General features: G+C 35.7%; 12 protein-coding genes and 1 pseudogene. 10 read left to right on the top strand and 3 right to left on the bottom strand.

What is annotated here, in order from left to right; all coding sequences use genetic code 11:
* The first annotated feature begins 46 nt into the window (after positions 1 to 46).
* From LOK41_RS22180 to LOK41_RS22215, 8 genes are all read left to right on the top strand, one after another.
* Complete coding sequence (locus LOK41_RS22180; RefSeq protein WP_174098793.1) at positions 47 to 739, top strand: response regulator transcription factor; 693 nt, start codon at positions 47 to 49, stop codon at positions 737 to 739.
* Between the two features lies 1 nt (position 740).
* The gene (locus LOK41_RS22185; protein WP_241818329.1) at positions 741 to 1,676 is read left to right on the top strand and encodes a HAMP domain-containing histidine kinase; all 936 of its coding nucleotides are present in this window, start codon (positions 741 to 743) and stop codon (positions 1,674 to 1,676) included.
* Positions 1,677 to 1,800: 124 nt separating this feature from the next.
* The gene (locus tag LOK41_RS22190) at positions 1,801 to 2,724 is read left to right on the top strand and encodes an ABC transporter ATP-binding protein (RefSeq protein WP_241818330.1); all 924 of its coding nucleotides are present in this window, start codon (positions 1,801 to 1,803) and stop codon (positions 2,722 to 2,724) included.
* A complete protein-coding gene (locus LOK41_RS22195; RefSeq protein WP_347269352.1) occupies positions 2,717 to 3,397 on the top strand; it encodes an ABC transporter permease in 681 nt (226 codons plus the stop codon). Before LOK41_RS22190 ends, LOK41_RS22195 begins: the two co-directional genes overlap by 8 nt.
* 48 nt (positions 3,398 to 3,445) lie before the next feature.
* Positions 3,446 to 4,150: an ABC transporter permease gene (locus LOK41_RS22200; RefSeq protein WP_241818332.1), complete on the top strand. Its 705-nt coding sequence runs from the start codon at positions 3,446 to 3,448 to the stop codon at positions 4,148 to 4,150.
* A 55-nt stretch (positions 4,151 to 4,205) separates the two neighbouring features.
* Positions 4,206 to 5,075 carry a DUF4097 family beta strand repeat-containing protein gene (locus tag LOK41_RS22205; protein WP_241818333.1) on the top strand — a complete coding sequence of 290 codons (870 nt, stop codon included), beginning with the start codon at positions 4,206 to 4,208 and terminating at the stop codon, positions 5,073 to 5,075.
* Between the two features lie 23 nt (positions 5,076 to 5,098).
* Positions 5,099 to 5,455 carry a hypothetical protein gene (locus LOK41_RS22210; RefSeq protein ID WP_241818334.1) on the top strand — a complete coding sequence of 119 codons (357 nt, stop codon included), beginning with the start codon at positions 5,099 to 5,101 and terminating at the stop codon, positions 5,453 to 5,455.
* A 53-nt stretch (positions 5,456 to 5,508) separates the two neighbouring features.
* The gene (locus tag LOK41_RS22215) at positions 5,509 to 6,201 is read left to right on the top strand and encodes an ABC transporter permease (protein ID WP_241818335.1); all 693 of its coding nucleotides are present in this window, start codon (positions 5,509 to 5,511) and stop codon (positions 6,199 to 6,201) included.
* 64 nt (positions 6,202 to 6,265) lie between these two features.
* Here the strand turns inward: LOK41_RS22215 and LOK41_RS22220 are convergent, their stop codons facing one another.
* Positions 6,266 to 6,769, bottom strand: a complete 504-nt coding sequence (locus LOK41_RS22220) for a DinB family protein (RefSeq protein ID WP_241818336.1) — start codon at positions 6,767 to 6,769, stop codon at positions 6,266 to 6,268.
* 194 nt (positions 6,770 to 6,963) lie between these two features.
* On the opposite strand from LOK41_RS22220, the pseudogene LOK41_RS22225 reads away from it, so the two are divergent.
* Positions 6,964 to 7,131: pseudogene (locus tag LOK41_RS22225) on the top strand (sigma-70 family RNA polymerase sigma factor); the annotation flags it as partial.
* A gap of 108 nt (positions 7,132 to 7,239) precedes the next feature.
* On the opposite strand, the gene fhuB reads toward LOK41_RS22225, so the two are convergent.
* Both fhuB and LOK41_RS22235 read right to left on the bottom strand, forming a co-directional pair.
* Entirely contained in the window at positions 7,240 to 9,276 is a 2,037-nt protein-coding gene (gene fhuB / locus LOK41_RS22230; RefSeq protein WP_241818337.1) for a Fe(3+)-hydroxamate ABC transporter permease FhuB, read from the bottom strand.
* A 7-nt stretch (positions 9,277 to 9,283) separates the two neighbouring features.
* Complete coding sequence (locus LOK41_RS22235) at positions 9,284 to 10,258, bottom strand: ABC transporter substrate-binding protein (RefSeq protein WP_241818338.1); 975 nt, start codon at positions 10,256 to 10,258, stop codon at positions 9,284 to 9,286.
* 544 nt (positions 10,259 to 10,802) lie between these two features.
* Between LOK41_RS22235 and LOK41_RS22240 the strand changes: the two genes are divergently transcribed.
* Positions 10,803 to 12,500, top strand: a complete 1,698-nt coding sequence (locus LOK41_RS22240) for a long-chain-fatty-acid--CoA ligase (protein ID WP_241818339.1) — start codon at positions 10,803 to 10,805, stop codon at positions 12,498 to 12,500.
* The last annotated feature ends 26 nt before the right edge of the window (positions 12,501 to 12,526 follow it).

A 12,526-nucleotide genomic window follows, 5' to 3' on the forward strand; every position in this document is an offset into this window, starting at 1 on the left:
ACGATACAATGAAAATGTTAATGATTGTAATAAAGGGGATGGAAACATGTCACATCATATTTTATTAGTTGAAGATGACGTCTCAATTCAAGAGATGGTTGAAACATATTTAGTAAAAGAAGGCTTTCAAGTTACAATCGCATCAGACGGAGAAGAAGGAGTTATCACATTTTTTAAAGGTTCATTTGATTTGATTATCCTTGATATTATGATGCCGAAGTTAGATGGTTTAGAGGTCGTCAGAATGATTCGCGAAAAAAGTGCGGTTCCAATTTTAATGATGTCAGCGAAAGATACGGATGTTGATAAGGCGGTTGGTTTAGGGCTTGGAGCGGATGACTATATTTGTAAGCCATTTTCTATGATTGAGCTGGCAGCGAGAGTTAAAGCTAGTATTCGAAGATCAACAAAATATTCAAATTCGCAGCAAAAAGAAGAAATTATTGAGATTGGTGATTTGAAAATTGATCCAATTAACTTTACTGTGCATAAACAAGATAAACAATTAAAACTTACTTTAAAAGAGTTTGAGATTTTAAAACTGTTTGTGAAAAATCAAAATCGTGTATTTACAAAATCGCAAATTTATAACTTGATTTGGAATGAAGAATATTATGGTGATGATAATGTAATTAATGTTCATATGAGAAGGTTGCGTGAAAAGATTGAAGATGATCCATCTCATCCAAAGTATATTAAAACACTATGGGGCATTGGCTATAAGCTGGAAGTGATATAGTATGATCTCTCTGTTAACGATTGTTATTTTCATATTATTAGGTGCAATTTATTTTCAATATAGAATAGGAAAAAGCAAGAGTGCGAATGTACGTTATACATATGAAAAATTAGAGAATATTATAAAGCAGCGAACGGGTGAGAAATTATTAGTTGTGACGGATGATAAAGAACTGCAAAAGTTATTAGTAGCGATTAATCATTTATTAGATGCGAAACAAAAAACGAATGCTGATCATGTGAAGGTCGAGATTTCGATGAGAAAGATGCTTTCTAATATTTCACACGATTTAAAAACACCGCTTACTGTTATTCTTGGATATGCAGAAATGTTAAATGTGGATAAAACGATAAATAAAGAAGAACAACAAATTTTGCTAGAAAAGGTACATTTAAAAACATTAGAAGTGATGGAACTCATTCATAAGTTCTTTGATTTGGCGAAATTAGAGTCTGGGGATAAAGCAATCGAAATGACAAAGGTGAACATGAATGAAGTGTGCCGAGAGCGAATTTTATCGTTTTATGATTTATTGACGACGAAAGGATTTGAGGTGCATATCGATATACCGGAGAAAAATGTATACGCACTTGGAAATGCTGAAGTATTGGGACGAGTGCTAAACAATTTAATATCAAACGCGATTGCGTATGGATATGATGGTAGAACACTTGGTATGACATTAAGAGATGATGATAGTTGTGTGTACGTTGATGTATGGGACAGGGGAAAAGGAATTGATGAATCTCATATTGATAAAGTATTTGAACGGATGTACACGTTAGAAGATTCGAGGAACCGATTGTATCAAGGAAGTGGCCTTGGACTTACAATTACAAAGCGACTTGTAGAGGCTTTAGGGGGAGAAATTCATCTTTCTAGTAAGCCATATGAGAAAACGGTATTTACAATTGTACTGAAAAAAATGAAGTTTTAGCTTGTAGAAACGATGATTCTACAAGCTTTTTTGAACGTAAGGAATTTGTAAGGAATGGGTAAGAAAAAAGAGACTTTCATTGACTATGATAGAAATATAAGGTAATGCGAAAGGGGAAAACAGTATGAAATATATATTAAAAACAAACCAGTTAACAAAAGTGTTTCACGGAAAAGAAGTAATTTCCGGTGTTAATATGCATGTGAAAAAAGGTGAGATTTATGGATTTTTAGGACCAAATGGTGCTGGTAAAACGACGATTATGAAGATGCTTACTAATTTAATAAAACCAACGAGCGGAGATATTGAAATTTTTGGTGAGAAGTTAACAGATACATCTTATGAAGTGTTAAAACGCATGGGAACGATTATTGAGTATCCTATTTTTTATGAAAAATTAACAGCTCAGGAAAATTTACATCTCCATTGCGAATATATGGGTTACTACGATAAGAAAGGAATTGAGCATGCATTAGACCTTGTTAATTTACACAATGTGGAGAATAAAAAGGTAAAAGACTTTTCACTAGGGATGAAACAAAGGTTAGGAATTGCTAGAGCGATTTTGACAAAGCCCGAGTTATTAATTTTAGACGAACCAATCAATGGTCTAGATCCAATCGGCATTAGAGAATTGCGTGACCTATTTAAAATGCTTTGTAAAGAATACGGAATTACTCTATTAGTCTCTAGTCACATTTTAGGAGAAATGGAGCAAATGGCAGATACGATTGGTGTGATTCAAAATGGAAAGTTGATAAAAGAAGTTTCCATGAAGAGTATTAATGGTAAGCAAACGGAGTATATTGAAATTCACGTTCAAGACGTGAAACGTGCAGCTTACGTTTTAGAAAATAAGCTTAGCATAACAAACTACAAAATGATGAGTGCAAATATCATTCGTGTGTATGAAATGACAGAGGCACAGCAGACGATTTCAAAAACATTAATTATGGATGATGTGGAAATTGAAAGTATAAATAAAAAGCAAAGTTCATTAGAAGCGTACTTCTTAAACCTTGTAAATGGAGAGGGAATCCATGCTTAATTTAATGAGGCTTGAGCTTATGAAATTTAAGTTGTGGCCGACTATTAGAGGGGCACTCATTGCAATATGTATTGTTTCTATATTTATTCCAGTAATTATTTTTGATGGGGAACTTGATAGCTATGATAGTGCCTTTCAATTTATTGATCATTTTTCTCGAGGGGTATTTATGATTTTCGGAGCAAGTTTAATTACGAAATTTATTATTCAAGAGTTTCAAAATAAAACGATAACAGTCATGTTTATGTATCCGATTAATCGAAAAAAAATGATGGCAGCAAAAATTCTTATCATCATTCTGTTTACTTTATGCGCAATAATAATTTCAGATATTATCTTGTTTAGTTTCGTTTATATTTTAAATGTATATCATCCAGTAATCATGGAACCATTAACGATGGCAATTCTAACTCAGAACGCAGCGGAATTATTAGTGAATGCTTTAGCATCAACAGGAATCAGTTTAATCCCACTTTACTTTGGAATGAAAAAGTACTCAGTGCGGACAACATTTGTATCTGCAATTATTATTACGTGTTTATTTGCTTCTAGTTTGAATGGTGAAATTTCGTTATTCAGCTTTATTGTGATACCTATCATGATAGCGTTTGTTGGTCTATTTATTGCTTATATGACCATAAGAAAAATCGAACAAGTGGATTTGTTTAAATAAGAGCAAACAAGTACAGCAAAAAAATGTAGTAGATGGGGGAGAAGCACCATGCTTAAATTGATGAAATTAGAATGGAAAAAACATCGCTTATCTCGTTATTTTAAAGGAGTAGCCATTTACATTATAGCAATTTTTGTTGCGGTCGGTCTCATGGCATGGGGTTCTAAAGCTGAGAGTGAGAGGATGTTTCCAGATTATGCAGGGTTCATGTCTTTAACAAATATTTTTATTAGAACAACATTTATGATTTTTTCAGCTGTTATTTTATCACGTTTAATTATTGATGAATACAAAAATAAAACGATGCAATTATTATTTAGCTATCCATTACAACGAAAAAAATTAATGCAAGCTAAGTTAGCGATTGTCTTTGGATTTTGTTTTGGGAGTATCGTTATCTCTACTTTTATTATTAGCATGTTAACATTCTTCTTAAATCCAATGATAGGATTCTTTGAAGCACGTGTTGCTATGGATGAAATGATTGCTACAATTCCAGCTACCTTTATTAGTGCATTTATGATGGCTGGAGTAAGTCTGATTCCTTTATATTTTGGTATGAGAAAAAAATCAACACCTACAACGATTACCTCGTCTATAATGATTGGATTATTGATTAACTCAACTGTTTCTAATGGGGGAGGACAGATTAGTTTGTTTGACTTCATTGTAGTACCGATTGCGCTTTGTCTACTAGGTCTTGCAATTGGCTATCTGTCTTATCATAAAGTGAATAAAATGGATGTGGCTTAAATACAGATACAATCTTGAATGAGATGTAGATTTAAAATGAACTGGGGAGTAAAAAATGAAGAAAACGATGTTAGCTTCTATTTTAATAGTTCTAGTTGCAGGAGTAGTTTTTAGTCTCAAGGAAGTAGGGGCAAAGAGTTTTGAAAAAGAAACTTCTTTTATAGTAGATAGCGTAGAAGAAATAGAAATAAATAACGAAAATTGGGATGTTGCGATCAAAGGCGCAGAATCAAACAAAGTAGCAATCGCAGTTGAGGGGAAGCAGGAAGATAAGAAGAATGATCCTGTAACAATGAAAAAGGATGGAAAGAAAATTGTCGTGGATCAGAAAGAGCAAAAGGAAGGTTTTGCGGGAGGATTCAGTTTTGGAAAGAAAGGTACTATTTATATTTCCATCCTAAAAAATGGAGTAGATACGATTACATTGAATAATAGTTCTGGTGATATAAAAATGAATGATGTAACAACTAAAAATATTGTATTTTCAAACGAATCTGGTGCTGAAAAGATTGAGGGGCTATCAGCAAAAAAAGGTGATTTTACATCAAAAAGTGGGGAACTAAGTTTAAAAAATAGTTCGTTACAGGAACTATCTGTAGCTTCTATTACTGGTGATAACTACCTTACAAATGTAAGGAGCCCTAAGACAAAAGTTACTTCGACAGATGGTGAAGTATTGATTACAGAGACGATAGAAGGAAAGTCATTACTTGTAGAAACAAAATCAGGAGATATTGGGGTGTCTTATAAAGAAGCTCCAACTTCATTACAGCTTGCTGCTAACAGCGACTCATCCGACATAGTAGTGAGTTTAAATGGATTTAAGAAAAGAACGAATACGGAAAAAACAAAAGAAGGTGTAATTGGTGATGCATCAAATAAGGTGGAGCTTTTAAGCAAAAAAGGCACTATATATATCAAATAATAATCAGAAGAGGTGAATATATCATGCAGAAAAAATCAACGCGTTCCGTCAGTGACGTATTGGCTATGCTTGGCTTTTACTGTACGACGGGATTGCTAAGCGTTATTGTCGTTCCAGTTTTGGCAACGATTGCGTACGGTTTTGGTTTTTGTACTGTACTTATATTAATTGCAGGTATTATTCGTTCCTTTGGAGTTAAATGGGTACAAATGGATATTGGTCCTGGTTTATCAATCCCTCAGGAGTGGAGCATGGTTTATGCTCTGGTCATAGGTGGAATCGTGGGAAGCATCGCCTATTTTAGTTGGAAGTATCTTTGTATTTATTTGAATTTTTTATCGAGAAATTATCGTAAAGTATTACCAACGAATAAACAATAAAATCAAACCGGTGGATTTTTAAAAATAAAATAGATGAACTAAGGGGGGATAAAATGTTGCAACTTATAAAGCTAGAAATGAAGAAATTTAAGCTTGGGTGGTATATAAAAGGTGCGGTTATTGCAAATATAGTGATGGTTGCGATGTTATTTTTTGTAAGCTATATGTCACAGATTGAAGGGGATGTAGAACTAGGAAATCCTCAAGGAATTCTTTTAATGGCGAGTGCAATGGTGCGAGGAACGTTTATTGTCTTTGCTGGAGTATTAATTGCAAAACTAGTAATTGAAGAATATAAAAACAAAACAATATTACTCATGTTTTCGTATCCAATTAATCGAAAAAAAATCATTGCTAGTAAGTTATTAATCACAGCAACGCTAACGTTTGTAACAGTTTTATTATCTAATATTTTTGTAATAGGTATCTTCTTTACATTGAATAGTTATATGTTAGTTATTCCGAATACAATAACGGTAGCTGAGTTGATTCAAGAAGGTATAAAAGTGATTCCTTTTGCTATTGCAGCTGCAGGAGCAGGGTTAATTCCATTATATTTTGGTATGCGTAAATACTCTGTTCCAACAACAATTGTTTCTTCCTTATTTGTTGTGATGATTGCATGTCAAAGTCAGCCAGAATTCTCATTAGCAACCTTTCTCCCACTTCAATTAGCACTTGCGGCTATTGGTACTATAATTGCTTATTATGGAATTAGAAATATTGAGAAGGAAGATGCGTTATAAAGTTTCACATGAAACAAGTAACAGAAAAAGACAAGGTGCTCAGCCGCCTTGTCTTTCTCTGTTACTACATTTTCGGAGCATCCATCCCCGCAGCAGCCCATTCTTCCTTAGCTGGCCCATAAATACCTGGAACCTGTAACCCAGCTTGACGCATTAAGACAGTCATTTGACCGCGGTGATGATTTTGATGATTAATAAGAGTCATCAAAAAGATAGAGTTCGGCATGGGACGCCCAAAGAAGTCATTAATTGTTGCTAGATCCTTATCAGTCCACTCTGTTTGAAGTGCTTCCACAAAAGCCGTGTTTACTTTGCGATAGCCTTCCGCAATCGTCTTCGCAGAAGTTGGAACAGGATAATCTTTTGTTTCCCCCTCAAACTGTAAACCAGTTCCTGATAGCATCACAGGAACTGCAGTAACGATATGCCAAGCCACTCTTCCTAGAGTCCAATGCCCAGGTGCAATCTCTTGTGATAAAGATTCATCCGTTAATGCATCCAATACCTTTTGTGTAGACTCAGACTCGTATTTCCATGTTGTTAGAAAGCCCTCAATTGTTTGATACATGTTATCCCCCCAATGGTTATATTCATAGAGTAAATTCGTGAAGCGAGGGGTTTTTCCTGCTCTTTTTATTTTGTATATTTACATTGATATAATATGGAATATATATAAAAAATTATATATATATGTGTCAGAAAACTAACATGATAATTCGTATATTAAGTGAATAGAGAATGATACAAAGAGTGGTGATAGGGATGCGAGAATTGGAAATAGTAGAGGGGTTGCGAAAAAAGGATATGACTGCATTGCGTGCAGCAATTGATCAATATGGTGATTTAATTTATAAAGTTGTTCATAGTGTGTTAGATACATCGCACAGTAAAGTACTCGTTGATGAATGTGTGGATGATATTTTATATATTAATGTATTCATGGGTAATATATTTCTTTTATAAAGCTTATATTAATTTTATGCCACACTAATAAAAAACGAAGGCTTCTAAAATAATAAATGCCTTCGTTTTTATTCATTAACTAACTTTCTTTCCACTCTTCCTCATCAACCAAAGGAAGTATGGTGCTCCAAGCACAGCGACAACAAGCCCGGAAGGAATCTCTTTCGGATATGCAATCGTCCGTCCAAGTAAATCAGCGATGCAAAGGAGAATAGCTCCAAATAGCGCTGAACAAACAAATAATCTTTGATGGTTCATCCCAACAACGATGCGTGCTAAGTGCGGCGCAACGAGTCCTAAGAAGGCGATTGTACCAACGGCAGCAATGTTCACTGACGCGAGCAATGTTGCTAGGATAATAAGTTCAAAACGTGTTTTGTTTACACGTTGCCCAAGTCCTGTTGCTAAATCATCCCCGAGTACGAGAACGTCAAGCTGTTTCATCAAGAAGAATATGGTTGGTACGAGAATAAGAGATGGATATAAGAGTATGTTTTCTAAGTGATTCCAGCCTCTTGCGTACGTACTACCTGATAACCAAGTTAAGGCAGCAGCTACGTTTAAGTTTGCTCTCACGATAAAGATTTGAATGATAGCTGATCCAAGTGCTGATACACCAATTCCAATTAATGCAAGGGCAGTAGGGCTAAATCCTGATTTCCATGAAAAGAAAAGGACGATTCCAACTGCAAGTAGTCCACCAATAAATGCACCGATTGGTAAGAAGAATCCTGGAAGTGCCGGGAAGACATACATAATTGTTAAAGCACCGACACCTGCACCAGATGAAATACCAATGATAGATGGATCGGCAAGCGGATTGCGTAATATTCCTTGAAAGACTAGCCCGCTTATTGCAAGACATGCTCCAGCAACAGCAGCAACGAGCATTCTCGGTAAACGAAGGTTCATCATCATGTTTTGATCAAATTGGGTAAGCTGTCCTGTTATTACATTTGTTATGCTTTCTATGTAAGCATTGCTGCCGATTACAACGCCAAGAGCAACTGCTACAATACAAAGAACGAGTGAAATACTAATCACTTTTTTATAAGAGAAATATTTTGAGCTAGCACCAGCTGCATTTGCTCCGTTATCGTTCATATATTGTTTGGATTTCATCATGCGATAAACTAAGTAAATGAGCCATGGTGAACCAATCATTGCAGTAACAGCACCAACTGGAAGTTCAACGCCAGTTGGGTCTATTAATCTACCAACAACATCTGCTCCAAGTAATAAAATAGCTCCCCACAAGAAGGAGGAGAGAAGCAGTGGGAAATGTTGGCGATAGCCGATCAGGCGCATTAAATGCGGTGCAACTAAGCCAACAAAACCGATTGGCCCAACGACTGTTACAACGACTGCTGTTAAAAAGATTGCAGCAATAAAAGCAATCAAACGTGTTACTTCTGTTTTTTCTCCAAGTGAAACAGCAACAGCATCACCTAGAAGAAGCACATTTAGTTTACGTGACATAAACAGCACAGCAAGGAAGGCACATACAACAAATGGAACCGCAAATTGAACGCCATCCCAGTTGTTTTGTACAAGTGACCCTGCACCCCAAAGGAATAGTCCTGCGGTTTCGTTTTCATAAAAAAGTTGCATCGTTCCGGTAAAAGCAGAGAGCATTAATGTGACAACCATACCTGCTAATGCCATACGTAGTGGTGTTCCCTTTTTGCCGCCAGAAATACGATATACGAACAAAGCGGTTACTGCTCCTCCAATAAATGTGAATAGAAGCGAGTGGCCTTGTAAGTATTCCGGTAAAAAGATAGTAGCGGCAATTAAAAAGAAATATGCTCCTGAATGAATTCCCATTGTACTTGCCTCAGCAAGTGGATTTTTCGTTAAAGTTTGTAAAATAACGCCTGATGCAGCAAGCGCGCCACCAGCTAAAATAGCAATAACAGCTCGTGGTAAGCGAAGCATAATTAATGTTTGATGCTCGAGAGATTGATTCGGTGAGAAAAGAGCATCCATAATTATATTATAAGAAATGTTTGCTTGCCCTTGGCCAATATGAATAAAGAAAAGGAGGAGCAAGAGAGCTGCTCCTCCTCCGAATACAAGACTTGCTCGAAGTGTATGTTGTAAGTTATTCATTATGCAATCACTTCTTCGCTGTCATTACATCTGCAACTTGTGTTGCTAATGATTTAGCAGATTCAGGACCACCGAAGATCCAAGTGTCACCTTTTAATTTATACATTTTGTTTTCTTTTTTGAATTTTAATTCTTCCCATGCTGGGTTACCTTTTAGTTGCTTGTCAAAGATGTTATCGTCATCAGCTACGATGTATAAGAAGTTTGCATCTTGTACACCTTGAAGCGCTTCTACAGTTGTTTGCTTGAAGCCATCTGGCTCAGATTTACCAGGTTCAAATGCATTTGTTAAACCTAATTTTTTCGTAACTTGCATTGCTGTAGAATTGTCTGTTAATAAACGGAATGTTGGAACATCTTTTGCTGTAAATGATTGTGTCATTACGATGTTTTTATCTTTTAAGTTAGCTTTTTCAATTTTTGCTTTTGCATCAGCAAATGTCTTGTCCATATCTGCTAATACTTTTTTACCTTGGTCTTCTTTTCCAACTGCTTTTGCAATTTGTTTAAATGTTTCTGTCATTTCTGCAAAGTGATCGTTGTTACTTGTTGATGGATCGAACATAACTGTTGGTGCAATTTGTTCTAACTCATTTTTAATCGCTTTACTACGGAATGAAGCTGTAATAATTAAGTCTGGTTTTAAGCGGTTAATTTCTTCTAAGTTTGGTTGCTGACGCGTACCGACATCTACAACATCTTTATTTGGTTTTGTTTCTGTATTTACCCATTTATTATAATTCTTAATATCAGCCATCCCAACAGGTTGAACGCCAAGTGCTAATAAATCTTCTGCATATACCCACTCAAGTACAACAACTTTTTTCGCTGGTTTATCTAACTTTGTTTCACCTTCAGCGTGTTTAATTGTTATAGCTTGTTTTTTATCATCTGTTTTTACTTCTTTCTTCTCTTCTTTTTGTTGTCCACATCCGACAACGAATAGAAGGATGACCATAAAAATGCTAAGAACCTTTTTCATCTTTTTCCCCCAAATGAATTATTTTGAAATGATATATAATCTTTCTTCAATTGAAAAAGATTATCAGTTTCAACACGGAAATCATACTATGGAGGCTTTTGTGGTGTCAATCCTTTTCTTTCTATTCTGATAAAAAAACCTCTTTAGAACATTGAGGAATTTGTTTGCTACTATAACGCTTTCAAAATACGGATTTGTGAATGAGCCTGTAAGAGGAGTAGAAGAAGAGCGGAAATTATAAAATAATTAGGATGTTATTATGTATAAATATAAATTTAAAAAGGCATACCCCTTTTTTTACGTAGCCGTGACTTGTATATTGAACAATCGAAATGGAAGGAGAAGTGAAAAATATAGAATAAGGAAACAAGCTAAAATATTTTCATAGGACAATAATATAAATAGTTATAGAGTTACAATGGAATAGTTATATAAAAGTCAGAATATTATGATTGTAACGCGATTGTGACTATAATATAATGAAAACAATCATCATGAATGAACATTCATTTTATTCTTGTAAGAGCAGAAAGGGGGAATGGGGATGGAAAAACCTTGGCTACAAAGTTATCCGAAGGAAATTCCACATACAATTTCTTATGATATTCAGCCACTTCACGTATATTTACAACAGATGTCTACGCGGTATCCAGAAAAGAAAGCGCTTTACTTTCTAGGTAAGGATATTACATTTTCAGAGCTAGATCGTAAGGTGAAACAATTTGCTAATTATTTGCGTAAGCTTGGTGTGAAAAAAGGCGATAGAGTTGCGATTATGTTACCAAACTGCCCGCAAGCTGTAATTGGATACTATGGTACATTGCTCGCAGGTGGTATTGTTGTACAAACAAATCCTCTTTATACAGAGAGAGAACTACAATATCAGCTCCATGACTCTGGAGCGAAAATTATTCTTTGTCTCGATTTAGTCTTTCCGAAAGTTATTGATGTCCAGTCTGCTACAAAGGTTGAGCACATTATCGTAACACGCATTGCAGATTTTTTACCATTTCCAAAAAATTTAATTTATCCATTTGTACAAAAAAAGCAAACAAACCTCGTTGTAAAAGTAACTGAAAGTGAAACGATTCATGTTTGGAAATCAGTAGAAAGAGAAAGTGATGCAAGTGTAGAAGTACCTTGTGATCCTGAAAATGATTTAGCACTCCTGCAATATACAGGAGGTACAACAGGATTTCCGAAAGGAGTCATGTTAACGCACAAAAATCTTGTATCGAATACATTGATGGGTGTGCATTGGCTATATAACTGTGAAGAAGGAGAAGAAGTGGTTCTCGGTGTCCTTCCATTTTTCCATGTGTACGGGATGACAGCTGTGATGAATTTAACTGTTATGCAAGGATACAAAATGATAATTGTTCCGAAGTTTGATATGAAAATGGTGTTTGAAGCAATTAAAAAGCATAAAGTGACACTGTTTCCAGGAGCTCCGACAATTTATATTGCCCTTTTAAATAGTCCTTTGCTTCAGGAATATGATATTTCTTCGATTCGTGCTTGTATTAGTGGTTCTGCTCCGCTTCCAGTAGAGGTACAAGAGAAATTTGAAAAGATTACAGGCGGTAAGCTCGTAGAAGGGTATGGGCTGACAGAATCATCTCCAGTCACACATAGCAATTTCTTATGGGAAAAACGTGTGCCGGGAAGCATTGGCGTCCCATGGCCAGATACAGATGCCCGCATTATGTCACTTGAAACTGGAGAGTCATTACCACCAGGGGAGATTGGTGAAATTGTTGTGAGAGGTCCGCAAGTAATGAAGGGATACTGGAATAAGCCTGAGGAAACAGCGGCCGTATTACAGGATGGTTGGTTACACACAGGTGATGTTGGCTATATGGATGAAGATGGATTTTTCTATATAAAAGATCGTAAGAAAGACATGATTGTTGCTAGCGGATTCAATGTTTATCCACGCGAAATAGAAGAAGTACTATATGAGCATGAAAAGGTGCAGGAAGTGGTTGCGATTGGTGTTCCAGACCCATATCGTGGTGAAACTGTGAAAGTATTTATTGTATTAAAAGAAGATGAAGTTTGTTCTGAAGAAGAGCTAGATCAGTTTGCACGTAAATATTTGGCTGCTTATAAGGTGCCAAAAGTATACGAGTTTCGGAGTGAGTTGCCCAAAACAACGGTTGGGAAGATTTTACGACGTGCCCTTATAGATGAAGAGAAGAAAAAGAAAGAGAAAGAGAACGAGGATGAGCAGACGGGCTAAAGGCCCTTTCTTTTTGGAAATATAAG

The sequence above is a fragment of the Bacillus sp. TL12 genome, assembly GCF_022625245.1.
Classification (GTDB): Bacteria; Bacillota; Bacilli; order Bacillales; family Bacillaceae_G; genus Bacillus_A.